Source organism: Halovivax cerinus, assembly GCF_024498195.1.
GTDB classification, from domain to species: domain Archaea; phylum Halobacteriota; class Halobacteria; order Halobacteriales; family Natrialbaceae; genus Halovivax; species Halovivax cerinus.
The window spans coordinates 1,944,856-1,969,456 of sequence record NZ_CP101824.1; the positions used below are offsets into that span (position 1 = coordinate 1,944,856).

Below are 24,601 nucleotides of genomic sequence, written 5' to 3' on the forward strand. Positions count from 1 at the left end.
GACTCCCAGTGATCCTGCACTCGCCCTTATTTTCCTCCTCAGTCAGTCCTCTCATTCAGCTGTTTCGTCGTTCGGGTGGAACAGTTGGTGTATCGAGCGCTGGTTGTGTTGGCTTGGATCCTTTTTCCGCCAATTTTTGAATCGATAACCACGATTATATAGTAGAAGGGAACACCTACCATTTTACATTTCTTCAATATGGGAAATATTTTAACCAATAGTATCTAATGGTCATACACCTCCATGAATGATAGCCCAGTTGGAATGTTGGTTGGGTCCCCAGTTCGGGTTCAATTGCTCGCAGAACTGGTCGAATCCGCACAAACCGTTACCGAACTCGATGCTGAGATCGACGCGACGCGGCGGACTGTGCGTAGAAATCTGAGCCAACTCGAAACCGAGGGGTGGATACGCCGGTCAGAACAGACGTATTCCGTCGTGCCTGTCGCGGAGAGCTTTATCTCCGAACTCCTCGAGTATCACGAACGCGCAGCGCGCCTTCACGAACTCGTCTGCGCTCTCGAACACATACCGACCGATCGGGTGGATGTGCCATCCGATGTATTAGTTGACTGTGAATCGGTCGTTCGACACCCTTCTGACCCTGCCGGCCCACAAGACGAAGTTCTCTCAGCCGTCAGATCCGCTTCTACCGTTTTAACTTTCGTTCCGACAGTAACGAAGCAACTCGTCGATGCGCATGAAACCGCTCTCGGAGTGGAGAACCAAGTGGAGATTATCGTGGGCTCGACTGGACTAGAGTGTATTCGGTCGTCGGACGTGATCGATCCGTCGTCCGCATTTCTCGGATCACTATACGTATACGAACACCCAATGGAGCCCGTTGGGATCGTCCGTACAGATGACCGAACGCTGCTGCTGAGTTACGATGGATACGGGACGCTGCACGCTCTCGTATCCGGTTTTCATCCCCAGTTTCAATCGTGGGGATCTGGATTTTACGAGACCGTCCGGAAGAATTCAGCTGCAGTCGACCGGACCGACGTTTGATCCGCTGTCCTGTCTGTCTCGGGTGACGAGGGGTGTCGTAATGACGGCCCGTAACGAATGACAGCAGATATCATTTAATTTGATGCTCCTCTAGTACTGAACGTCATGCAAGATGACGATCAGAATCCGTCCGGAATCGACCGCCGTTCGCTCCTTCGACGTGCAAGCACGGGCGCTGGAGTGCTGCTCGGTGTGAACAGTATCGGGACGGCTACGGCTCGGAAACGAAATTCGTGGACGTTCGATGTGGAGGTTGACGACATCACTGGACTAACGTCGGCATCGATCGAAGTACAAAAACAGGGCACTCGGGGAACAGTGATCCACAGATTCACGTACGATTCAGAGACGGTTGCCAAACTGGATCGGAGAACGGGTGCATCGTTGGCACTTGAAACGACGGATTTGTCGGCTAGACCGGCGGACAAGCAAGCGCAGACTGACGCCAGGAATGTCCCAAACGCAGAACAAACCATCAGTCCGGACGAGCTCGACCGAGCGACGGTAGCGATCGAATCGAGAGAAGCAACCATCGAGAGAAACAGGAGCAAGACAGCCGCTGGCGTAGAAAGCGACTGGGATCTAATGGCCTATGCCAATACGACTTCCCCGCGCTGTGGAACGCTTGCGGAGTCGGACGTGCTCATCGACCAGCACTTTTACTCGGGCCTCAATTACTACTTCGATGATTCGGAGCTGTCGGCCGACGGTCTTGGATCGGACTGTCCCTGGTGGATCCCAATTGAAACCGAGTGGCACCTGGGTTCGACTGGCCATGATCACGGAATGAATACTATCACCGCAGAAGCAGCGTTCTATAATGACGATTTCCCGGACCGGGGATCGGTCGATTCGGACCACTCGTATGATCTGACTGCTGGCGGGGAGTATGACATGGAAGTGGTGAACACTGGCGCCTGGTCAAGCCTTCTCCTCGAGGTGAAAAGTGATTCAGGTCTCGAAAATGTATGAATTGATAATATATTTAAGTGATGGTGTGCATAAAATAGGTATATAGGAGAATATGACTTTCAGTTCTATTGCGTCGATATTTTCAATCGAATTGAGACAGCACTATCGGTCGCGACGGACGGTGGTGACTGTCACTATCGTGACATTCGTCTGTACGAACCTCTCGTTCAACGCCCTCCGGGTCACCGACGTTGCTCGAGGGCGACAACTTGGAACACACGATCAGTTTTATCTCCGTTCAATCGGCAACGACCTCTTTTTCCCTGTCATGGCGTCGGTGTCGACCCTCCAGCTCTTTCTCGTCTGTTTCGCAACGCTTCTCGGTGCCGGGACGATCGTCGGTGGCCGTGAGGACGGAACGCTTCGAACGCATCAGTCGTTGCCCGTCGGTCGACGAGCGGTATTTCTCGGCCACGTTCTCGCCCGTCTGACGGTCGTGGCGACCGTGCTCGCCATCGTCTACGGTCTCACACTCGTCCAGGCATACCGGAGCGGCCTCACCCCGTCGCTGACGACCGGAGTTACCTTTATCGGCGTCGTGGTCGTCCACTTGGCCGGCTTCGTCGTCGTCGGTGTCGCGCTGTCGACGATTCGACGCCGGCGCAGCGTCGTCTTCGCTGCGGCGCTGGTGGCCGCGGTCGGACTGTTGCTGGTGTCACTTCCGCTTTCGATGGTTTCTCCTCGGCTGACCCTCATCGGTCCTGGGCCAATTTTCAGTACGCTGGTCGCCAGCCTTGACGATCGCGTGTACACAGCATTTCAGGTCGCACACGGGGGCGGAAGTACTGCCGTTAATTTCACCGTGGTTGAAATCCCGTTTTACGCCTCGACGAGCGCAGCCCTCCTCTCTCAGGCTCTCTGGATCGTCATTCCCACCGTTTCCGGACTCATTCGGTACGAACGCTGTGACATCAACTAACACTGACCATGACTGACACCGATCTCATCATCGAAACCGAGCAGCTCACGAAGCGGTTCGGACCCGTCACTGCTGTTTCCGACCTCGATATCGAGGTGCCAGCGGGTTCCGTCTACGGATTTCTCGGCCCCAACGGCGCCGGGAAGTCCACGACGATCGATATGCTCGTGGATCTCGTCCACCCCACGAGCGGCGCCGCGCGGTTGTTCGGGCTCGATACCCGATCGTCCCCGGTCGAGATTCGACGGCGAACCGGCGTGTTGCTGGAGGGATTCACCCCCTATCCGACGCTATCGGGGCGCGAGCACGTCTCGCTCGCGGCGTCGACGAAGGACGCCGCGGTCGATCCAGCGACCGTTCTCGAGCGCGTCGATCTCCACGAGGCGATGGATCGACGCGCAGGCGGGTACTCTCGGGGAATGACCCGGCGTCTCGGGCTCGCGATGGCGCTCGTCGGCGAACCGGACCTGCTCGTCCTCGACGAGCCGACGGCGGGGCTCGACCCTCACGGCGTGGTGGTGCTTCGACGAATCATTCGCGAGGAAAACGAGCGGGGCGCGACCGTCTTCTTCTCGTCGCACGTCCTCTCGCAGGTCGAGGCGGTCTGCGATCGGGCCGGCATCCTCTCTGACGGCCGGCTCGTCGCCGAGGACGACGTTCAGGAACTGCGCGAAACGGTCGGCGGCGAGACCGTCCTCCGTGCCAGGATTCGAACCGACGGACCCATGTCGGCGGTTCGCGACCGCGTCGACGACGTCGATGGCGTGCAGGAGGTTCACCTCGAAGACGGCGAACTCGTCGCCGTCTGCGAAAGCGAGGCGGTGATTGCACGCGTTCTGTCCGCGATCGACCAGTCGGGCGCCACGGTTCCCTCGTTCGAGACCGATGGGCGGTCGCTCGAGCGCGTCTTCGAATCGTACACGGACGAGGTGTGAACGTGCGCTTCCGACGCTGGCTACGGACTGCGACGACCGCTGCACGGACGGACCTGCTCGCGCTCGGCCGCTCTCGTGCTGTCGGGATCGGTGCTGTTCTGTTTGCACTCGTGGTCGCGCTTCGGATCTGGACGATTACGCCCGGTGTGAAGGGTGAAGTGCCGGGGTATCTCGTGCTGTTCGACCCCGGTGCTGGAACGCCGGAACCAACCGCGTTCGTTATTTTCGGCCTCGGTCGCCTGATGCCGGTGATTCTTTCGTTCGTCGCCGTCGGCTACGGTGCCGGTGCGATCGCTGGCAGCCGCCAGGCCGGAACGATCCGTACGCTCCAATCGCTTCCTGTCTCGCGGTCAAACGTCGTCGTCGGCACGATGTTCGCTCGACTGAGTGCTATCACGGTCGTCGTCGTGAGCGGGCTTCTCTCCGGTGCGATCGTCGCAATGTACCGATTCGGCGAGTTCTCGGCGGGACCGTACGCTTCGTTCGTCCTCGCGACCCTCCTGTTCGCGATCGTGTTGACCACGTTTACCGTCTCGGTCTCCACCGTCGTTTCGACGCGGCTGCGAGCAATCGCGTTCTCTCTCGGTCCGCTCGTGCTCGTGTCGGCGTTCGGCGGCGATCGCGGCCTTCCTCTCCCCGTCCGGTCGTCCGTGCTCGTCCAGCCGTATCACCTTCTCGTGTCAGCTTCTCACGAACAACTCGTCGCGATCCCACGAATCGAACACGCGATCGTCTCCGGACGAACCGGTCGGACGATCGATACCGGGACCCTCGAAACGATCGATCTCACTGCGGGGGCGCCCGTCTACCTGACGGACCCGGGTGCCGTCGGTTCGTTACTCTGCTGGGGATTGTTCGTCCCGCTGGCGATCGTCTGGTATCGCCGGGTGGATCTGTGAGTTTACGATCGACGAGGCACGTCAGATCGACCGATCAGTCCGCCGCCGGTCCGTCCCCGTCGACGTACGAGCGCGTCGCCTGCACGAGGTGGCGCCGGTAGCCGCTCGGGTCGGGATCCGCTCCGAGTTCGCGAAAACGTCGGCGGAACCCGTCGGCGTCGACGCCGGGGGCGTCCATCGCGGCCGCGTGCGCGAGGTCGTACAGTCGGTGGTCGTCGTCCACGAGGTCGTGGCGTTCGGCCAGCGCGACGGCGAAGGCGGCGTTGACGGCCGTGATATCGGGGTCAGAGCCCGACGTGATGCGCTCGAAGCCGGCCCGCGGCGGTGTTCGCGGTCGGTCGGCGATGGCCGCGGCCAGGCTCGCCTCCAGGTACGACAGGAGTTTCTCGCCGGGCCCCACCGAGAGGGTGATGTCGTCCGCGTAGATGTCCTTCATGTGGTTGGCGATCTGGTAGCAGTGTGTGAGCTTCCGCCGCTCGACGTGGCGGCCGGTGAGGGCGAGGTAGAGCGCCTCCTCCGTCGACTGGACGTGCGAGGGGTGGTCTTCCTCGTAGCGAGCCATGTGGGCGAACTCGTGGAGGGCGAGTTCGCGGGCCATCGCCGACGAGGCCGCCTGTCGAGAGATGTTGAGTACGTGACGGTCGTCGTAGTGACCGGCCCAGGTTCGTTCGTCGGGATCGTCCCGAAGGTGGACGTAGACGGGTAGCGAGAGCTCTCGCTCGGTTTCGAACAGATCCCGGGCGCCGAGAAACGGTGCGGCGGGCCCCGATCCCTGTACGTGCAGTTCCATGGTGACGAATGCAGGGTGCTACCGCATAATAGCGTTGCGGCGATTCGCTCCCTGCGACTTGCCCTGGGTTCGACGCTGGCGTGGTGGCCGACGTTCGATCCGCGTCGTTCCGTGCGTGACACTCGCACACGAAAACTGGGCGCCTGGGACGTGGAACACGAACTGGCGCCACCCTCGTCCGCGATTCGAGACGCCGTCACTTCGTTTCACTCGTGACGAGCGTCGCATCTGGCGAACCGGACCGCCAGATGCGAAACAGCACCCTTTTGACCCCGCTACCGGTACGGGTGAGTATATGGGCCGACGCAAGAAGATCGTACAGGAGTGTGAACGGTTGATGGACGAACCGGAGAACATCCGGAACATCGCCATCGCCGCTCACGTCGACCACGGCAAGACAACACTTTCGGACAACCTACTGGCTGGGGCCGGCATGATCTCCGACGAGACGGCCGGCGAACAGCTCGCGATGGACACCGAAGAGGACGAACAGGAACGCGGGATCACCATCGACGCGGCGAACGTCTCGATGACCCACGAGTACGAGGACACCAACCACCTCATCAACCTCATCGACACGCCGGGCCACGTCGACTTCGGTGGCGACGTCACCCGCGCGATGCGCGCCGTCGACGGTGCGCTCGTCGTCGTCGACGCCGTCGAAGGAGCGATGCCACAGACCGAGACCGTCCTGCGACAGGCGCTGCGTGAAGGCGTCAAACCGACCCTGTTCATCAACAAGGTCGACCGCCTCATCTCCGAGCTCCAGGAGGGGCCCGAGGAGATGCAGGAGCGACTCCTCGCCGTCATCCGCGACGTCAACGAGCTCATCCGTGGCATGACCGAGGAGATGGACGACATCGACGACTGGACCGTCTCCGTCGAGGACGGTACCGTCGGATTCGGTTCCGCGCTGTACAAGTGGGGCGTCTCCATGCCGTCGATGCAACGAACCGGGATGGACTTCGGCGACATCATGGAACTCGAGCGCAACGACGAGCGCCAGGAGCTCCACGAGCGCACGCCCCTGTCGGACGTCGTCCTCGACATGGTCTGTGAGCACTTCCCGAACCCGGTCGACGCCCAGCCGATGCGTATTCCGCGTATCTGGCGTGGCGACGCCGAGTCCGAACTCGCTGGGACGATGCGACTCGTCGACGAGAGCGGCGAGGTCGTCCTGATGGTCACCGACATCGCGATGGACCCACACGCCGGCGAGGTTGCCTCCGGCCGCGTCTTCTCGGGCACCCTCGAGAAGGGCCAGGAACTGTACGTGTCGGGAACCGCGGGCAAGAACCGCGTTCAGAGCGTCGGCATCTACATGGGTGGCGAGCGCGAGGAAGTAGAGCAGGTTCCGGCCGGCAACATCGCTGCCGTCACCGGCCTCCGCGACGCCATCGCCGGCTCCACCGTCTCCTCCGTCGAGATGACACCGTTCGAGTCCATCGAGCACATCTCCGAACCCGTCATCACGAAGTCCGTCGAGGCCCAGACGATGGACGACCTGCCGAAACTCATCGAGACGCTCCGGCAGGTCTCGAAGGAGGACCCGACGATCCAGATCGAGATCAACGAGGACACCGGCGAGCACCTCATCTCCGGACAGGGTGAACTCCACCTCGAAGTCCAGACTCAGCGTATCGAGAAGAACCAGGGCATCCCGGTCAACACCGGCGAACCGATCGTCGTCTACCGCGAGGCCGTCCAGCGCGCCTCCGACACGGTCGAGGGCATCTCGCCGAACCGGCACAACCGCTTCTACATCTCCGCCGAACCACTCACCGACGACCTCGTCGAGACGCTCAAACGCGGCGAGGCCTCGATGGACATGCCCGAACTCGAACGACGCGAGGCCCTGCAGGAGGCCGGCATGGACAAGGACGACTCCCAGAACGTCGAGCAGATCCACGGCGCGAACATCCTGCTCGACGAGACGAAGGGGATTCAGCACTTGAACGAGACGATGGAGCTGTTCATCGAGGGACTCGAAGAGTCCCTCGACAACGGCCCGCTCGCGAACGAGCCCGTCCAGGGCACCCTAATTCGCCTGCACGACGCGAAGCTCCACGAGGACACCATCCACCGCGGCCCCGCACAGGTCATTCCGGCGACCCGCGAGGCCGTCCACAAGTCGCTGATCGACGCCCACATCGCCATGAAAGAACCCATGCAGGACGTCCGCATCGACGTCCCGAACGACCACATGGGTGCTGCCTCCGGCGAGATCCAGGGCCGCCGTGGCCGCGTCGACGACATGTACCAGGAAGGCGACCTCATGGTCGTCGAGGGTATCGCGCCCGTCGACGAGATGATCGGCTTCGCCAGCGACATCCGGAGCGCGACCGAGGGCCGGGCCTCCTGGAACACCGAGAACGCCGGCTTCGAGTTCATGGCCGACTCGCTCCAGCGCGATAAGATCATGGAGATCCGCGAACGCAAGGGCATGAAGCTCGAACTGCCCCCGAGCATCGATTACTTCTAACGAACTTTTTGCGGTTCGGGTGCGCGAAGCGCACCCCTCACCGCAAAAAGTTCGATGAAAAAGAGCCGCGAGCGCAGACGCGCTCGCGGTGAAACGGCGCGCAAAGCGCGCCGTACGCTGCCGCGCCGGGTGGTTGTTGGGACGCTGGGATTACTACGGTCGCGGCGAACTCGACCATAGGTAGCTTCACCAGTCCAAACCTAACTAATAGCTCGGTTCTTCGATCGGTAGTTACAGCGAGGCCAGTCAGGTCACTGTGCTGTGGATCGTGCCGACTCCAAATCCAATGAAATGGGCCACCCGATCGAATCGACCGTCCTGATCGAACCGGCTGACGCATCCGAACTGATCGTATCGGCGGAAATATCCGAACCGATCGAACCGGCTGAAGCGGTCCTGTTCGTACCGGCCGGGAAACCGACTTCGGGCGAGGGGTGGCGACTCCCGGACAGTCGGTTTAAACGACCGGTCTATCCGGGACGGAGGATTATGTAGTCGTGGAACCACGTGCGGTCGTGACTTCGACGTACGACGCGTATCGGTCGGCGCTCTCGGGCGAGTCGTTTCCTCTGGCGTATTTCGACCGAGACGCCTTCGAGGCGAATCTTCGGACGACGCGGCGCCGTGCGGGTGGGCTCCCGGTCCGGGTCGCCTCGAAGTCGATCCGCTGTCGCGCCGTTCTCCGCGCGGTACTCGACCGAGACGGATTTTCCGGCGTCATGTGCTACACCGGCCACGAAGCCGCTCACCTGGCGGCGGACGGGTTCGACGATCTGCTGGTCGCCTATCCGATCGTCGACACAGCCGAGATCGCTGCGGTCTGTTCAGCGATCGACGACGGCGCCCGGATCGTTCTCATGGTCGATTGTGCGGCCCACGTCGAACGGATCACCGGAGTGGCCGAAGCGCACGGCGTCACCGTCCCGCTCTGTCTCGATCTCGACGTCTCCACCGAACACCTCGGGATCCACTTCGGCGTCAGGCGGTCGGGGATCCGTTCGGCGAGCGCGGCGCTCGAACTCGCGCGGACGATCGCCGACGCATCGGCCGTTTCCCTCTCGGGAGTGATGGGCTACGAGGGCCAACTCGCTGGGCTCCCGGACGACGATCCGTCGAACTCGGCCCCGAAGAACGCCGTCGTGCGCCGCCTCAAGCGCCGATCTGAGCCGATCGTCCACGAGCGCCGCCAAGAGACGGTCGCCGCGCTCGACCGCGAGGGATTCGACCTCGACTTCGTCAACGGCGGCGGAACCGGCTGCTTCGAATCGACCAGGCAGGACTCCTCGGTGACGGAACTCACCGCTGGCTCCGCGTTTTTCGCGCCCGCCCTGTTCGATTACTACCGCGGATTTTCCTACGAACCCGCCGCAGGGTACGCGATCGAGGTCGTTCGACAGCCAGATCCCGACGTCTACACCTGTCGGGGCGGTGGCTACGTCGCGAGCGGACCACCGGGGGTCGATAAGACACCGACGGTCTACCTGCCCCGCGGGGCGTCACTGTTCGACGCGGAGGGTGCCGGCGAAGTGCAGACGCCGATCGCGTACGACGGCCCGCACGACCTGGACCTCGGCGATCCGGTCTTGCTCCGGCACGCCAAAGCCGGCGAACTCTGTACGCATTTCGAGTACTTGCACGTGATCGACGACGGCGAGATCGTCGACCGATATCCGACGTATCGCGGCGACGGGGCGTGGTTCGTGTGACGGGATCGGATCGGGACCCGGACGAGGCGACGATGGGGTCGAGCGGGGACCCCGGGCGCTGGCGGAACTGGTCCGGATCCGTCTTCTGTCGTCCCGATCGAGTAGTGCGGCCGAAGACGGTCGATGCGATTCGCGCCCTGGTCGAACGCCACGCCGGCGAGCGTTCGATCCGAGTCGCCGGCTCCGGGCACTCCTTCTCCGCGGTCGTCCCGACCGACGACGTGCTCGTCTCGCTCGAGCGATTCACCGGCGTCAGGTCGGTCGAGTACGACCGCCGTCGGGTGACCGTCCGGGCTGGGACGAGGCTCGCCGAACTGTCGGAGACGCTGTCGGTCCACGGGCTGGCGATGACGAACCTCGGCGACGTCGACCGCCAGACGGTCGCTGGCGCGCTCGCGACCGGCACCCACGGCACCGGTATCGACCTCGGCATCCTCCCGACCCAGATCGCCGAGATCGAACTCGTGACTGCCGACGGCGAGATCAGAACCCTCTCGGTCGACGATGGTGACACATTTCGGGCGGCACAGCTCTCGCTCGGAACCCTGGGGATCGTCACGGCGGTCACGCTCGACGTCGAACCGGCCTACCGATTGCGAGAACGCACCTGGACGGCCCCACTGGAGACGGCCCTCGAGGATATTGGGACCATTCGCGATCGGCACCGACACGTCGAACTGTTCTGGTTCCCACACGTCGACGTGGCGCTGGTCAAGATCCTCGAGAAGACGGACGAACCGACGACGTCGTCGCCGGTTCCGGCCGGCGTCGCGGAGGGGGCGACGAACCTGGCCTGGGGGGCCGTCTGCCGGCTCTCGAGTCGATTGCCACGCCTGTCACCGTCTCTCGCGCGACTCGCCGGTGGGGCTCTCTCTGGCGGCGAGACCGTCGGCCCGAGTCACGAGGTCTTCGCGTCGAGTCGCGAGGTCCGGTTCAACGAGGCAGAGTTCGCCGTTCCAGCGGCGGACGGGCCGGCGGTCCTTCGACAACTGCGCCAGCGCGTCCTGCCGTCCCACCCGGAGATCGTCTTTCCGATCGAGTTCCGCTACGTCGCCGGGGACGACATCCTGCTCTCGCCCGCCACCGGTCGGGACGCCGCTTACGTCGCCGTCCACGCCTACCACCGCAAGCCGTTCCGGTCGTACTTCGAGGCCTGCGAGTCGGTCTTCGACGCGTTCGACGGCCGGCCGCACTGGGGAAAGTGGTACTCGCTCGACCGGGCACGGCTCCGCGAGCGCTATCCGGAGTGGGACACGTTCGAGTCGGTTCGTCGGCGCTTCGACCCTGAAGGGACGTTTCTGAACGATCAGTTGAGTGCGCTGTTCGATCCGGCGTAGGGAGAGCGCTTCTAACCGGGTGTGATCGCGTCTCTCTTCTCTCGGGGGAGGCGCGGTTCGCCCTGCCGGCGCCGGAGCCAACCGCTCACGGCACGACGGCGGCGACGATTTTGGATTCGATCCGGCGGATGTGTTCGCCGACGTTCGCCTCCGAGGTGCCGAGTCGTTCGGCGATCTCCTCGTAGGAGGTCTCCCGGGGCTGTCGATAGTAGCCCAGCTCGACGGCTGCCCGGAGGATCTCGCGCTGGCGATCCGTGAGGGAGGCGTAGACGCGATTCGGGCTGGGTTCGTAGGCGCCGGTCCGTTCGACCTCCATCGAGACCGACTCGGGAACGCGTTCGAACAGCCCGCGGACGCGTTCTTCGTCACCGACGAGGGTGACTCTGATCGAGCCATCGGGGCGAAACTCGATCGGTCGGTCGATCGCGAGCCCCAGCGCTCGAACGCCTCGAAGGAGTGCGGCCACCGTCTCGTGGTGGGTGCCGTGGGCGTAGACAAACGCGCCGGCGCCGTCGTGACTCGGCGCGACCGCGACGTCGCGGGGCTCGTGCGTTCGGAGCAGTGCTTCGATCCGTTCGGGCGGTCCCCGCACTTCGTACAGTGTGACGACGGAACCGTCGGGGAGCAGGCGGACGTCGTATACTGGGCCGTGTGCGAGGTCGGGGTCCTCGAAGACGTACTCGTCCGTCTTGCCGAGCCACTCCTCGGGCGAGAGCGAGAGGGTTACGAATCGGAGCGGTGCTGGGTCCATCTCGTTCTTCTCTGGCTGTGTCGTGGTGATACTTAGCGTTTTGCTCGGGTGGGTGCCGATTCACACGTCCATCCACGGCGCCACCCTTCCGGTAGCCGTGTGTAATTATTATAAAAATAGCCATTGTATACAGGAGGGGAAGCTATTGGTATTGGTAGTATCTCTCTCCCATGGTCCGTAGCACCACCTCGACTCGAACCGCGAGTGATCGAGCATGAGCGACCGACGACTGGATCGGCGGCGATTCGTCGGCTATGCGGCGGCCGCATCGGGGCTAGCCACGAGCGCGTCCGTCGCTGGAGCGAGTGACTCGTCGGACGGAACTGGTGCCGACCGTGGGGCAACGACCGACGGCCTCGACGGTGCAAACACGGGCGAACTCACCGCCGGTGCGGCGGTACGAGATATCACGCCAGCGAACGGGCAGCCCTTCTTCGGTTACGCACGACCGGACATCTTCGCGAGCGGCGTCTCGGTTCGCCTGTACGCGCAGGCGCTCGTCCTCTCGGACGGCGTCCGGAAGGTCGCCATCGTCGGCGCGGACCTCGGGCGGCCGGCGGCGCGCGAAATGGTGCTCGAACATGCCCGACCGCTCGGGTTCGATCGTGACACGGTCCTTTACGCGACGTCGCACACGCACGCGGGGCCCGACGACGTCGGCGACTGGATCGCGGCTCAGATCGGCGACGCGATCGCCGCGGCCGACGCGAACCGGCGACCGGCGCGGGCGGCCTGGGCCGAGGCGGACGTGCCCGACAACAGCGTCAACCGGTCGATCGAGGCCCACCTCGCGAACTACGGGCTGGACATTCCGCCGGGTGAGGGATCGCCGGAGGACCACCCCGTCGATCCATCCCTCGCCCGGGATGCGAGGCTCCGCCTGCTCCGCGTGGAGGGCGTCGACGGCGCGCCGATCGCCGCCTGGACCTGCTACGCGAACCACCCGACGACGTTCACCCCGGCGAACCGGACCTACTCGGCCGATTTCCCGGGCGTGGCCGCGCGCTGGTTCGCCCACCGGTTCGACGATGGCGTGGCGCCCATCACGCTGTCGGCGGCGAGCGATCTGGGCGATCAGATCACGCACTACGACGACTACGGGATGTACGCGCTGGCCGAGCGGACGGCCGTCCGCGTCGAGTCGGCGATGTGGGCGGCCTGGGGGGCCGCCGGTGACGATCTCAGCAGCGATCTGCCCGTCGGCGGTCGATCACGAGTGATCGAGTACGACGGCCAGTCGGTCGACGACGGCGACAAACGCGTGGGGAGTACGGGACTCGTCGGCAAGCCGATCCTGAACGGCGGGGAGAACGGACCGACGCCGTTCTCGGGACTCGAACTGGAGGGTGAACGCCTTCCCGAGTGGCTCGCTCACCCGGTTCAGGGTCGCAAGATCGTCCTCGCGCCGGCGCCCTGGTCGCCCGAGGTCGAGGTACAGGCGATGCGTCTGGGGGACAGGCTGCTGGTAACCGTCCCCGGCGAACCCACGGTGGCGATGGGCCGGCGGATGGAGGCCGCGGCCGCCGACGCGGCGCCGGACGACGTCACGGACGTCACGGTCGTCGGCGTCGCGAACGGCTACAACGGCTACTTCACCACCCCCGAGGAGTACGACCAGCAGCATTACGAGGGCGGCCACACCGTCTTCGGCAAGTACGCCTCGCTCCTCGTCGAACGCCACCAGCGCGAACTCGCGGCCGAACTCGCCGACGACCTCGGCGACGCACTGGACCCGTCGGGATCGCGGCCGTCGGGCCCCGAGGCCCCCGTCGGTGCAGGCGCTGACGACGGGTCCATCACCGCCGAGCCGCGGGCGACCGTCGAACGGATGGCGACCGTCGGGGTCGAGTGGTCCGGCGGAAGCTCGGGTGCAGACCGGCCGGTTGGCGACCCGTTCGTGATCCTCGAACGGGCCGTGGCCGGATCCGACGAGTGGGTGCCGATCGGCGACGACCGCGGCCTCGGCTTCGTCTGGACCGAGTGGTACGGCAATTACGCGGCGCGCTTCGACGTCCCGCCGGACCTGCCGACCGGGACCTACCGGTTCCGCGTCAACGCGGCCCGGTACGATATCGCGAGCAATCCGTTCGAGGTGGTCCCCTCGACCGGACTCGCGATTCGCGGCGTCAGAACGACCGAGCCGACGTCGGCCGGGTCGGTCGAACTCGTCGTCCTCGCCCAGAACCCGCCGCCGGATCCAGACGACAACCTGCGTACTCGCCTGCGCTCGCCCCATGGCGGGACGGCGACGATCGAGGTGAACGGCGAATCGAACGAGGCCTCCTGGAGCGACGCCGCAGGCGGCTGGGTCGCGACCGTCCAGGACGTTGCCGAGGGGGACGTCGTCACGATCCCAGCGGGCGGTCTCGAGGACGCGTTCGGCAACCGGTCGGGCGATGCGGTCGAGCTGACGGTCGGCGAGGTGGCCGACGTCGAGTGGCCCGAGAACATGACGGTCGGCGGTGGAGATCCGCCCGGCCTCTTCGGAATCGGTCGGATCCCGATCTGACGGGCTGGCCAGACGGGAACGTATCGCCGATGGGAGTGGTCGGGTTCGCGCCAGTCTTATTACAGTATATTACGAAGTATTGCACATGCCGATCAGCATCGATCGATTCGAGAACGACGCCGCGGGTGCGCTCGATCTGGCGGAAGGAACCCAGCCATACCGAGTGCTCCAGTTTCTGGCGTCGAACGCGGATCAGGCGTTCACGCAGGGTGAGATTCACGAGGCAACCGAAATCAAGCGCGGGAGCGTCGGTGCCGTCCTCTCGCGGCTTGAAGCGCGCGGGCTGGTCAGACACCGGGGCCGCTACTGGGCGGTCGGTGACGACGATCGCCTGGCATCGTTCGCCGCGCAATCTGGCGCGAGTTCTGTCTCGACGACGGACGATTTCTACGACGAATAAATGGCGCCCTACGAGCGTGGTGATGTGGTCAAGGGACCGGATCTGTTCGCCGATCACTCGTACCGACCGTTCGTCTGCGTGAGCGATACGACCCATCCGTTTGCAACCGAGGAGGCACTCTACGCGGCGTTGACGTCGACGCCCCGGCCCGAGGCGATTGCCCTCGAAGCGGCGGACTTCGAGAGTGGTGGACTCCCACGCGAAAGTTACGTCAACCCGTGGACGATCGCGTCGATCCGACACGCCGATATCGACGGCCGAGAGGGCCGACTGACCGAATCCACAATTGACGAAATTGCGCGTCAGTGTGGCCGGCATCTCGGCCTCGACGTATAACACACGCCGCTTTCTGGCGGTTCACCCCGAATCCAGCACCGCCAGCACCTCGGGCGCCTCGTACACCTTGTTTCGCTCCTGTCCGGTCGTCTCGACGACGATTCCTTCTGCCTCCAGCGCTTCGATGGCGTCGTAGACCGACGGTTTCGAGCGGCCGGTCGCCTCGACGGCGCGCGGGCCGGTGAGGTAGGGCTGTTCGAAGACGTAGTCGACGAGTTCGCGGGCGGTCGGGAAGCTGGGAAACGTCGCGCGATAGGTCTCGCGGAGGTCCGTCAGCGCGACGCCGCAGTCGTAGGCGTCGATAGCTTGCTCGGCGATGGCGTCGAGGACGAACACGACCCACTCTTCGTAGGCGCTATCGGTGCTGACTTCGAGGAGTTTCTCGCGATAGGCGACCCCGTGGCGCTTGAAGTACGCGCTGAGGTAGAGGTACGGGCCGGGCAGCAGGCCGGCGTCGTAGAGCTGGAGCATGATGAGCAGGCGACCGAGGCGGCCGTTGCCGTCGCGGAAGGGGTGGATCGCCTCGAACTGGTAGTGGACGAGCGCGGTGTCGACCAGCGGCGGGAACTCCCCGCGGCGTAGGTAGGAGAGACACTGTTCGAGCAGGAGCGGCACGTAGTCGGGACTGGCGGGGACGAACGAGGCGCCGTCGGGGCCGTCACCCCGCGCACCGATGTAGACCGGGACGTCGCGTAACTCGCCGGGTCGGTCCTCCTCGCCGCGGACACCGCCCAGGAGTTTCTCGTGGAGCGTCCGAATCAGGTCGACGTCGATCGATTCGCCCGCGTTCAGGCGCGCGAAGCCGTGGGTGACGGCGTCGACGTAGTTGTACGCCTCGCGGACGTCGGCCAGTTCCGCCGCGGCGCGCTTCGGCGAGGCACCGACCTCGTGAGCGTAGATGTCCGAGATCGTCACGTTCGTCCCCTCGACCTGAGAACTCATCGCGGCCTCGCGGTGGACGAACGGGGCGATGAGGAGGGTGGGGTTCTCGAGGTGGCGCTCTAGCGTCGCCAGCCGACCCAGCGCGTACTGGGCATCGCCGTAGACCGCGAGTACGTCTTCGGTCACCTCGAGATCCGGCGGGAGGCTCGCCGGCCGGTGACACGGCAGCCCGTCGTAGTCGTCGATCTGACCGGGCCCCTCGGCGAAGTCCGCTGGATCCATCGTACTACTGGTCGGTGTGGGCCCACTTAAGTTATTGGTTCACCATTTACCCTAACTACTGGGTCAATCGACCGGTCGCCAGTTAGTCCCGGCGGTCGGCCAGCCACGCGCCGGCTCCCATCGACGCCAGTTCTCGACGTCGATCAGTGCGCCGACATCGACGAGAGGACGTTGACGCAGTAGACGCCCCCAATGATGAGGGCGATGCCGATGACCCCGGGGAGATCGATCGGGTCGTCGAAGGCGACGAGGCCGATCGCGGCGACGCCGACGATCCCGAGCGCCGCCCAGGTGGCGTAGACGACGCCGATCGGCAACTCCTCGAGCGTCAGGGAGAGCAAGTAGAAGGCCAGACCGTAGCCGATCACGACGACTGCGCTCGGGATCGGCCGGCTGAACCCCTCTGAGAGATTGAGCGCGGTCGTTCCCACGAGTTCCGAGACGATCGCACCGGCGAGCAACGCGTACGGGTTCATGGCGCTTGCTTTTCTGCGGGGTGGTATGTGGGTAGTCAAATGCGGCGCCACTTGCAGCGGGTTGTCAACCCCGACATGCTCTGCACAGCTCGGCCCGTCCCCGAGTTCCCACAGGACTTATTTCGTCGAGTGCGACGGCTCACTCGTGAGCGAGCTTTCAGAACTGGGGCTCTCCAGTTACGAGGAGCGAGCCTACCGGGCGTTGCTCTCGCTCGGATCGGCCACGGCCAGTGACGTCGCAGTGCGCGCGTCGGTACCGACGGGGCGCATCTACGACGTTCTGAACGGCCTCTCCGCCCGCGACCTCGTCTCTATCCGCGCCGGGACGGAGCCGACGATCTACGAACCGGTCGATCCCGAGACGGCCGTCGACCGCTTGCTCGACGCACGCACGCGCGAACTCGACCGCCGCGAAGCCGAGCTTCGGGAGGTAGCCGACTCGGTCCGGTCGACCCTCGCGCCCACGGTGCCAGCCAGCGCGACCCTCTGGCGGACCGACCTCGGGAGTGAGGACGCCCTCGCCCTCTGGCGCGAGCAGGTGAAGGCAGCGACCGACCAGTACCGGATGGCCGTCGGGCCGCCGTACGACGCCGCCGACTGGGAGACCTACGCCGCCGAACTGGGGCCGGCCGACCGGATCGACGGCGACGTCTCGGTTCGAGTGTTGCTTTCCGAGGCCGTCAGCGCTCGCCTGTCTGACAGCGAGATCGGGCCACTGCTCGACGAACTCACGGATCTCGAAGTCCGCGTCGCGGCCGACGTCCGACTCACCTGGTACGTCGTCGACGAGGTCGAGTGCTGTCTCGACCTCCCGGATCTGTTCGAACCGGCCGCACGGCTGGGGATCGCACTCTCCCGCGAGGAGTCGTTCGTCCAGGAAGCGATCGAACGATTCGACCGCGCGTGGGAGGCGGGGACGCCGATCGATACCCATCTACCAGGACACGACTAGCGTCATCCCGCGATCGAACGGGACCGACGCTCGCGTGCAGTCGGTTCGAAACCACGGCAGAGCGAGACGATACTCGCGCCCGGTATCGGCTGGGATTCGATGCCGGAACGCATCCGACTCCCAGAGTGTCTCTCCTGTGCGACGGTGGGGCGTACACTCGCCGAACTCGACTTCCGGTGGGGCGTGGTCACGGACTCCCGCCCCATGCCGAGCGACCCATCGTCGGTACGCCCCGGAACTCGAACACCCGCAGCCGACGTCGGACGAACCCGACCGACGAATCGTGTCTGTGGGTTTCTATAAATGGATAATAACTAGTAGCGGTGGGTGTTTATTGCAACTATGGATGACCACGAACGGTCTTTCCGTCACCGGAAACTATATGGCCGTTTCATCTAGTTTCCGTCGATGAGATTCACGTACGTCTATCCAAACAGGTAATAGTTAAAGAATGAAAAAATGTTAAAATACGAGTGGATGGTGCTGTGTGCCAGGCGCACGGTGTGTTCGACTGTGCCACACGGCCACGTGATCGTGCGAGCGGGCCTGGAGGGCGACGGACGAGGCGACGCGACCGTCACGAAGCGTGTCGCGGCGGCCCCTGGTCGGTACGAGACGGTGAGCGAGTGCGGGCGACGATACCCGCGTGACGTGGGCGGAGGTGTCGGACGTCAGCGCACAGTGTGCCGTCGATCACTATGTCACTCGGAACACCAACACGACGGACGGTACTCAAAAACGCCGCGGCCGGCGCGGCTGCAACGGGAATCGCGGGAACGGCCCTGGCGGAGCCGACCGGGCGGACGCTCGTCGGACTGCAGCCGAGTAGCGACGTCTCTGTCGCTACGGCGCAGGCCGAGTCGGTCCACCGGGAACTGGACTTCGGCGACATCGGCACGGTCGTCGCCGGGACCTTCTCGGATACCGCCATCTCGGCACTACAGACCGACCCCAACGTCAGGTACGTCGAAAAGGAGGGCCGCATGCACGCGCTGGCCCAGGACCTGCCGTACGGGATCGACATCGTCGAGGCCGACGTCGCCCACGACAACGGCGACACGGGCGCCGGGGCGGACATCGCCATCATCGACACCGGAATCGACCAGGATCATCCCGATCTGCAGGCCAACCTCGGCCAGGGCGCCGACTTCACGGGGACGGGGTCGTGGGACGACGACAACGGCCACGGTACCCACTGTGCCGGGATCGCGGACGCGGACGACAACACCGAAGGCGTGGTCGGCGTCTCCACCGAGGCGACGCTCCACGCGGTCAAGGTCCTCGGGAGCGGCGGCGGGGGAAGCTTCTCGGATATCGCAGCCGGCATCGAGTGGGTCGCCAACCAGGGGTACGACGTGGCCTCCCTCTCGCTCGGCGGTTCGACGGGCAGTTCAGCGCTGCAGGACGCCTGTCAGTACGCCTCCAACAGCGGCGTGCTGGTCGTCGCCGCGGCCGGCAACGACGGGGAGTGTTCGAACTGCGTGAGCTACCCGGCGGTCTACGACACGGTGATGGCGGTGAGCGCCACCGACTCGAACGACGAGATCGCGTCGTTCTCCTCGACCGGTCCGGAGATCGAGATCGCCGCGCCCGGCGCGAACGTCAATTCGACGTACAACGACGGCGGCTACACCAGCCTCGACGGCACGTCGATGGCGTGTCCGCACGTCGCCGGCGCCGGCGGCCAGTTGATGGCCAACGGGTACTCGAACACGGATGCGCGCCAACAGCTGACGAGCACGGCCGACGACATCTGCCGGTGTCCGGAGGACGCGGGGGCCGGTCGGCTCAACGTCGCGGCGGCACTCGGCCACCAGTCGCCGTCGAACTGCAACGGGTCCACCGATTGCCAGAACGACGGCGGCGGTGGCGGGTGCTTCATCACGACCGCGACCGCGGGCGAGGGCGAGACGCTCGATTCGCTCAGGCGCTTCCGCGACGAATCGATGGGCGCGACGCCCCTTGGCCGGGGGCTCGTCGGACTCTACTACCGCATCAGTCCACCCATCGCCGACACGCTCGAACGCCACCCGGAGAGCCTGACGAGCCGGGCCACCCGTACGATCGTCGACGCCTGCGCGTCGCTCTCGGATCGGCAGGACGAGACCGACTCGACCGTCGAGAGTGCGTCACTGGGCGTCGTGCTCACGATGCTGTACGTGGTGGGTATCGCTGTCGGCGCCGGTGGACACCTGGGAATCCGCGCCCGAGAACTGGGCGAGCGCACGTAGAACGGGCTCCGGCCGCTACTGGCCGAGCTTTTCCCGGGAGATGGAGACGCCGGTCGGCGTGACGATGATCTGGTCGTCGCCCTTCTGGACGATGTCGCCACCGACCTCGTGGACGACCTGTCGGAGCTCGTCTAGGACGTGCTCGACCGTCTTGTCCTTCGTTCGGAGACGGGTGATGTCCGCGACGACCATGTCGCCGTCGTAGACGGCGTCTTTGATATCGATCGTCGCGGACTGGCCGTCGATCTCGGCGAAGCGGACGCACATCGCCGCCTCGCCCGACTCGGCGGCGATGTCGTCGACGTCGAGTTCTACGTAGTCCTCGGTCGTTCTGGTCCCGCCACCGCCGAGAATTTTGCTCATAAGTCCCATGGAAAGCACGTCCCCCGCCGCGAGTATAATACTTACGTCAGACGGAGTTTCACGCGCCGAGCGCTCCCGCCGTCGCTGTCCACGCCGCGAGTCGACGCCGTCCCCTTTGCAGGGTGACACCACCGATTTGCGAGTCGCCTCCGTCCGCTTCGCGATCGGCACCCTGGCCGACGAGAGCGCCGTCGCGACTTCACACACCCGTGCAGACGTTCGTCACTCCCTCGTACGTCGCCGTCTCCGATCCCGTGGCCGACCCGACGACGACTTGGAGTTACGACGATCTCTCCCATTGCGTTCGAAGCCCGTGTGCGGCTGCGACTTGCGATCCGAAACCGATCCGGGAGATATACTTGTCTGGACGGCCTACGGCCGCCATGCATCCCCTAGACGAGACTGATCTCGAGATTCTCCGATTGCTCGGCGAGGACGCACGCCGCCCCTTCAGCACCATCGGCGACGAGGTCGGTCTCTCGGGACCGGCCGTCTCCGATCGCGTGACCCGGTTGCGGGAGGCGGGCGTCATCAACGGGTTCACCGTCGACGTCGACCGGTCGCAGTTGCAGGCGGGCGTGCCGGTGTTCGTCCAGGCGGCGGTACCGTCAGACGCCATCGCGGAGCTTCAGAACCGGGTCGAGTCCGACGAGGCGGTCGAACACGTGTTTCTGACGGCAGACGGTGATCTCTGGTTCTACGCGCGCGCCCAAGTTCAAAACGTCCGACAGTGGATCGACGACCTGTTCGATGGCGAGACGTCCGTCGAGTACTCGGTTACGTTGATCGACGACGTCGCGTGGCGACCGTCGTTCGGCGGCACGGCCTTCGCACTCACGTGCGCCGAGTGTGGGAACACGGTCGACAGCGAAGGCGAATCAGAACGGATCGACGGGCAACTGTATCACTTCTGCTGTTCGTCGTGTCAGGGCCGGTTCGTAGAGCGCTACGACCGGTTCGAGGCCGGCGCGTGACCCTTTGAATTCGAAAGAAGGGGCCCGGTATCACTTTGCTATCTAAGTAGAAAGCGGGGTAAGGGAGTGGAACGTATATTGACCCAATGAGTACCCGAACCGCGCGGCTCGAGATCCAGGGGATGAGCTGTGCCAACTGTTCACAGTCTGTCACCGACGCGGTGGAAGCGCTCGACGGCGTCACCGAGGCAGCCGTCAACTTCGCGACGGACGAGGGCACAGTCACGTACGATCCATCGGCGGTCTCGATCGCCGAGATCTACGACGCGATCGAGGCAGCCGGGTATCACGCCCGCCGGGAGACGGTCTCGATCGGCATCGCGGACATGACGTGTGCGAACTGCGCTGCGACCAACGAGGAGGCCCTCGAACTGGTCCCGGGCGTCATCGACGCGGAGGCGAACTACGCGACGGACGAGGCGCAGGTCGCGTACAACCCAGCGGCGGTCTCCCGCGAAACGTTGTACGAGACCGTCGAGGAAGCCGGTTACACGCCGATCCGCGGCGAGGGTGACGACGAGTCCGAACAGGACCGCCGGGACGCGGCGCGAAACGAGGAGATCCGCAAACAGCTCCGATTGACCCTGTTCGGCGCGATCCTGTCCGTTCCATTCCTGTTCTTCCTGACCGATCGGTTCCTCCTCGGTGGGACCGTCTTCCCTGACGAACTCTTCGGGTTCGAGTTCGAGTGGGTCGGATTTCTGCTCGCGACGCCCGTCCAGTTCGTCCTAGGGCGGCCCTTCTACGTGAACTCCTACAAGGCCATCGTCAAGAACGGGCGCGCGAACATGGACGTCCTCATTGCGCTCGGTTCCTCGACCGCCTACGTCTACAGCGTCGCGGTGTTACTCGGGCTGGTCGCCGGCGAGACGTACTTCGACACGGCGGCGCTGATCCTCGTGTTCATCACGCTCGGGAACTACCTCGAGGCGCGCTCGAAGGGCCAGGCCGGTGACGCGCTCCGGAAACTCCTCGAGATGGAGGCGGAGACGGCGACGGTCGTCCGCGAGGATGGCAGCGAGGAGGACGTTCCACTCGAGGACGTCGTCGTTGGCGACCGGCTGAAGGTGCGGCCGGGCGAGAAGATTCCCACGGACGGTGTCGTCGTGGACGGCCAATCCGCCGTCGACGAGTCGATGATCACCGGCGAGTCCGTCCCCGTCGAGAAGTCAGATGGCGACGAGGTCGTCGGCTCGACGATCAACGAGAACGGCGTACTGACCGTCGAGGCGACGAAGGTCGGCGGGGATACCGCCCTCCAGCAGATCGTCCGCACGGTAAAGGACGCCCAGGCGCGTCAGCCGGAGATCCAGAACCTCGCCGACCGGATCTCGGCGTACTTCGTCCCCGCGGTCATCGCGAACGCCCTCTTCTGGGGGACCGTCTGGTTCTTCTTCCCCCAACCGCTCGCGGGCTTCGTCGACTGGCTCCCGCTGTGGGGCCAGGTCGCGGGCGGCCCCGCGGTTGCCGGCGGAACTATCTCCGTCTTCGAGTTCGCCATCGTCGTCTTCGCCTCCGCGGTGCTCATCGCCTGTCCCTGCGCGCTCGGTCTCGCGACGCCCGCGGCGACCATGGTCGGGACGACGATCGGCGCCCAGAACGGTGTCCTGTTCAAGGGCGGTGACATCCTCGAACGCGCCAAGGACGTCGACACCGTCGTCTTCGACAAGACGGGAACCCTCACCGAAGGCGAGATGGAACTGACCGACGTCGTCGTGTTCGACGGAGACGGTGCGCCCGCGGCTGACGGTGGCGACCCGGCCACGGACGGCGGTCAACTCGAAGCACAACATCGCCGTTCCGAAGACGACGTCCTCGCACTCGCTGCGGCGGCCGAGAGCGGCAGCGAACACCCGCTCGCCCAGGCGATCGTCGACGGCGCCAGAGCGCGGGGCCTCGACATCGACGAGCCCGACGCGTTCGAGAACGTCCCGGGTCACGGGATTCAGGCGACGGTGGGCGGTCGTGAGATCCTCGTCGGTAACCGGAAGCTCCTCCGGGACGCGGGGATCGACCCCGAACCAGCCGCCGAGACGATGGAACGCCTCGAGAACGAGGGCAAGACGGCGATGCTGGTGGCTATCGACGGCGACCTCCGCGGCGTCGTCGCCGACGCCGACACCGTCAAGGAGAGCGCGAAAACGGCCGTCGCCGCCCTCCACGAGCGCGCCGTCGACGTGATGATGCTGACCGGCGACAACGAGCGGACGGCCCGTGCGGTCGCGGAACAGGTCGGGATCGATCCGGAGAACGTCCGGGCGGAGGTCCTCCCCGAGGACAAATCCGACGCGGTCGAGGCGATCCAGGACGAGGGCCGCACGGCGATGATGGTCGGTGACGGCGTAAACGACGCGCCCGCGCTGGCGGTCGCCCACGTCGGGACGGCGATCGGTAGCGGCACCGACGTCGCCATCGAAGCCGCGGACGTCACGCTGATGCGCGACGACCCGGTCGACGTGGTGAAGGCGATCCGGATCTCGGACGCGACGCTCCAGAAGATCAAGCAAAACCTCGTCTGGGCGCTCGGCTACAACACGACGCTCATCCCGCTGGCCTCGCTCGGGCTGCTCCAGCCCGTGCTGGCCGCCGGAGCGATGGCATTCTCGAGCGTGTCGGTCCTGTCGAACAGCCTGTTGTTCCGTCGGTACACGCCTGACGAGGAGTACCGCCTCCTCTACAGGTGGCGGTAGGCCGCGGAGGCGGGTCCCTCGCCCCCCTCGTCAGCCGCCGATGGATGACAGATAACTGTCACACATCGCGCCGCCGGTGTGAGTAGGACGACGGTCTCAGTGCGCAGCGCTGGCGCTCGACACGGTCGGCAGGACGTCGTCACCGGAAGTACGATGGTAACTTTCGAACCACAGTTCTACCGACCCGACGACTTTGGATTCGAAGTAGCAAGGAAGAAAACGGTCACTCCCGTAGTACGAGAGGATGGCAGAAAGGATCACTGTCGACGGAATGAGTTGCGGACACTGTGAACAAACGGTCGAAGACGCGCTCGAAGACGTAGACGGCGTGACGACTGCGAGCGCAGATCACGAATCGGGTGCTGCGACCGTCGAAGGGTCGGCGGACACCGACGCGCTGGTCGAGGCCGTCGCAGACGCCGGGTACGACGCCTCCCCGTGAGGGAGGGTGTCGTCCCGAGACGCGCCGTCTCACTCACAGCGACGTCACCTTTCGGTGCACCCCTGACTGGTGTCGATTGACGATCGATGCGGCGGACCACGCCGGCCGCCTGTCGCACCGGCGGCGCACGCGAACGACGGGTCGGCCGGTCTGGGGTGTGTCTGCACCCCTCGTTGGGTCCGTCGGGCGCGGGTGTCCCCTCGTTGGACGAACACCTGATCGCACGGCGCAACCACTGGGCTGTCCCGTGATTGGGGAGCGA

General features: G+C 64.8%; 21 protein-coding genes. 16 read left to right on the forward strand and 5 right to left on the reverse strand.

Annotation, left to right across the window (positions count from 1 at the left end; all coding sequences use genetic code 11):
- Positions 1 to 243: 243 nt before the first annotated feature.
- The 5 genes from NO366_RS08965 (at position 244) to NO366_RS08985 (ending at position 4,736) form a co-directional block, all read left to right on the forward strand.
- Positions 244 to 1,011: a helix-turn-helix transcriptional regulator gene (locus tag NO366_RS08965; protein ID WP_256533985.1), complete on the forward strand. Its 768-nt coding sequence runs from the start codon at positions 244 to 246 to the stop codon at positions 1,009 to 1,011.
- 105 nt (positions 1,012 to 1,116) lie between these two features.
- Positions 1,117 to 1,983: a hypothetical protein gene (locus tag NO366_RS08970; RefSeq protein ID WP_256533986.1), complete on the forward strand. Its 867-nt coding sequence runs from the start codon at positions 1,117 to 1,119 to the stop codon at positions 1,981 to 1,983.
- 52 nt (positions 1,984 to 2,035) lie between these two features.
- A complete protein-coding gene (locus NO366_RS08975; protein WP_256533987.1) occupies positions 2,036 to 2,902 on the forward strand; it encodes an ABC transporter permease in 867 nt (288 codons plus the stop codon).
- An 8-nt stretch (positions 2,903 to 2,910) separates the two neighbouring features.
- A complete protein-coding gene (locus NO366_RS08980; protein WP_256533988.1) occupies positions 2,911 to 3,837 on the forward strand; it encodes an ABC transporter ATP-binding protein in 927 nt (308 codons plus the stop codon).
- Between the two features lie 2 nt (positions 3,838 to 3,839).
- On the forward strand, positions 3,840 to 4,736 hold the full coding sequence (locus NO366_RS08985) for an ABC transporter permease (RefSeq protein ID WP_256533989.1): 897 nt from the start codon (positions 3,840 to 3,842) through the stop codon (positions 4,734 to 4,736).
- A 34-nt stretch (positions 4,737 to 4,770) separates the two neighbouring features.
- On the opposite strand, the gene NO366_RS08990 is transcribed toward NO366_RS08985, so the two are convergent.
- Positions 4,771 to 5,526, reverse strand: coding sequence for a DUF5781 family protein (locus NO366_RS08990; RefSeq protein WP_256533990.1), 756 nt, complete (start codon positions 5,524 to 5,526; stop codon positions 4,771 to 4,773).
- Positions 5,527 to 5,821: 295 nt separating this feature from the next.
- Between NO366_RS08990 and NO366_RS08995 the strand changes: the two genes are divergently transcribed.
- The 3 genes from NO366_RS08995 to NO366_RS09005 all read left to right on the forward strand — a co-directional run bounded on the left by NO366_RS08995 (position 5,822) and on the right by NO366_RS09005 (position 11,051).
- Positions 5,822 to 8,008 carry an elongation factor EF-2 gene (locus NO366_RS08995; RefSeq protein ID WP_256533991.1) on the forward strand — a complete coding sequence of 729 codons (2,187 nt, stop codon included), beginning with the start codon at positions 5,822 to 5,824 and terminating at the stop codon, positions 8,006 to 8,008.
- A 515-nt stretch (positions 8,009 to 8,523) separates the two neighbouring features.
- The gene (locus tag NO366_RS09000) at positions 8,524 to 9,714 is read left to right on the forward strand and encodes an alanine racemase (protein ID WP_256530458.1); all 1,191 of its coding nucleotides are present in this window, start codon (positions 8,524 to 8,526) and stop codon (positions 9,712 to 9,714) included.
- Positions 9,711 to 11,051, forward strand: a complete 1,341-nt coding sequence (locus NO366_RS09005) for a D-arabinono-1,4-lactone oxidase (RefSeq protein ID WP_256530459.1) — start codon at positions 9,711 to 9,713, stop codon at positions 11,049 to 11,051. Before NO366_RS09000 ends, NO366_RS09005 begins: the two co-directional genes overlap by 4 nt.
- Positions 11,052 to 11,136: 85 nt before the next feature.
- Here the strand turns inward: NO366_RS09005 and NO366_RS09010 are convergent, their stop codons facing one another.
- Entirely contained in the window at positions 11,137 to 11,802 is a 666-nt protein-coding gene (locus tag NO366_RS09010) for a helix-turn-helix domain-containing protein (RefSeq protein ID WP_256530460.1), read from the reverse strand.
- A 214-nt stretch (positions 11,803 to 12,016) separates the two neighbouring features.
- Between NO366_RS09010 and NO366_RS09015 the strand changes: the two genes are divergently transcribed.
- The 3 genes from NO366_RS09015 to NO366_RS09025 all read left to right on the forward strand — a co-directional run bounded on the left by NO366_RS09015 (position 12,017) and on the right by NO366_RS09025 (position 15,047).
- Complete coding sequence (locus NO366_RS09015) at positions 12,017 to 14,311, forward strand: neutral/alkaline non-lysosomal ceramidase N-terminal domain-containing protein (RefSeq protein ID WP_256530461.1); 2,295 nt, start codon at positions 12,017 to 12,019, stop codon at positions 14,309 to 14,311.
- A gap of 85 nt (positions 14,312 to 14,396) precedes the next feature.
- The gene (locus NO366_RS09020; protein WP_256530462.1) at positions 14,397 to 14,711 is read left to right on the forward strand and encodes a MarR family transcriptional regulator; all 315 of its coding nucleotides are present in this window, start codon (positions 14,397 to 14,399) and stop codon (positions 14,709 to 14,711) included.
- Positions 14,712 to 15,047, forward strand: coding sequence for a type II toxin-antitoxin system PemK/MazF family toxin (locus NO366_RS09025; RefSeq protein ID WP_256530463.1), 336 nt, complete (start codon positions 14,712 to 14,714; stop codon positions 15,045 to 15,047).
- Between the two features lie 21 nt (positions 15,048 to 15,068).
- On the opposite strand, the gene NO366_RS09030 is transcribed toward NO366_RS09025, so the two are convergent.
- Together NO366_RS09030 and NO366_RS09035 are read right to left on the reverse strand one after the other, a co-directional pair.
- Positions 15,069 to 16,211, reverse strand: a complete 1,143-nt coding sequence (locus tag NO366_RS09030) for a Fic family protein (RefSeq protein WP_256530464.1) — start codon at positions 16,209 to 16,211, stop codon at positions 15,069 to 15,071.
- Positions 16,212 to 16,354: 143 nt separating this feature from the next.
- Positions 16,355 to 16,687, reverse strand: a complete 333-nt coding sequence (locus tag NO366_RS09035) for a DMT family transporter (protein WP_256530465.1) — start codon at positions 16,685 to 16,687, stop codon at positions 16,355 to 16,357.
- 145 nt (positions 16,688 to 16,832) lie between these two features.
- Here NO366_RS09035 and NO366_RS09040 point away from each other — a divergent pair, with 145 nt between their 5' ends.
- Both NO366_RS09040 and NO366_RS09045 read left to right on the forward strand, forming a co-directional pair.
- Positions 16,833 to 17,639 carry a TrmB family transcriptional regulator gene (locus NO366_RS09040; RefSeq protein WP_256530466.1) on the forward strand — a complete coding sequence of 269 codons (807 nt, stop codon included), beginning with the start codon at positions 16,833 to 16,835 and terminating at the stop codon, positions 17,637 to 17,639.
- A gap of 698 nt (positions 17,640 to 18,337) precedes the next feature.
- A complete protein-coding gene (locus tag NO366_RS09045) occupies positions 18,338 to 19,870 on the forward strand; it encodes a S8 family peptidase (RefSeq protein WP_256530467.1) in 1,533 nt (510 codons plus the stop codon).
- A gap of 15 nt (positions 19,871 to 19,885) precedes the next feature.
- Here the strand turns inward: NO366_RS09045 and NO366_RS09050 are convergent, their stop codons facing one another.
- Positions 19,886 to 20,242, reverse strand: coding sequence for a cell division protein SepF (locus NO366_RS09050; protein ID WP_256530468.1), 357 nt, complete (start codon positions 20,240 to 20,242; stop codon positions 19,886 to 19,888).
- Between the two features lie 374 nt (positions 20,243 to 20,616).
- Here NO366_RS09050 and NO366_RS09055 point away from each other — a divergent pair, with 374 nt between their 5' ends.
- The 3 genes from NO366_RS09055 to NO366_RS09065 all read left to right on the forward strand — a co-directional run bounded on the left by NO366_RS09055 (position 20,617) and on the right by NO366_RS09065 (position 24,339).
- Positions 20,617 to 21,207, forward strand: a complete 591-nt coding sequence (locus tag NO366_RS09055; RefSeq protein WP_256530469.1) for an AsnC family transcriptional regulator — start codon at positions 20,617 to 20,619, stop codon at positions 21,205 to 21,207.
- A gap of 86 nt (positions 21,208 to 21,293) precedes the next feature.
- A complete protein-coding gene (locus NO366_RS09060) occupies positions 21,294 to 23,897 on the forward strand; it encodes a heavy metal translocating P-type ATPase (protein ID WP_256530470.1) in 2,604 nt (867 codons plus the stop codon).
- A gap of 244 nt (positions 23,898 to 24,141) precedes the next feature.
- Positions 24,142 to 24,339, forward strand: coding sequence for a heavy-metal-associated domain-containing protein (locus NO366_RS09065; RefSeq protein ID WP_256530471.1), 198 nt, complete (start codon positions 24,142 to 24,144; stop codon positions 24,337 to 24,339).
- The last annotated feature ends 262 nt before the right edge of the window (positions 24,340 to 24,601 follow it).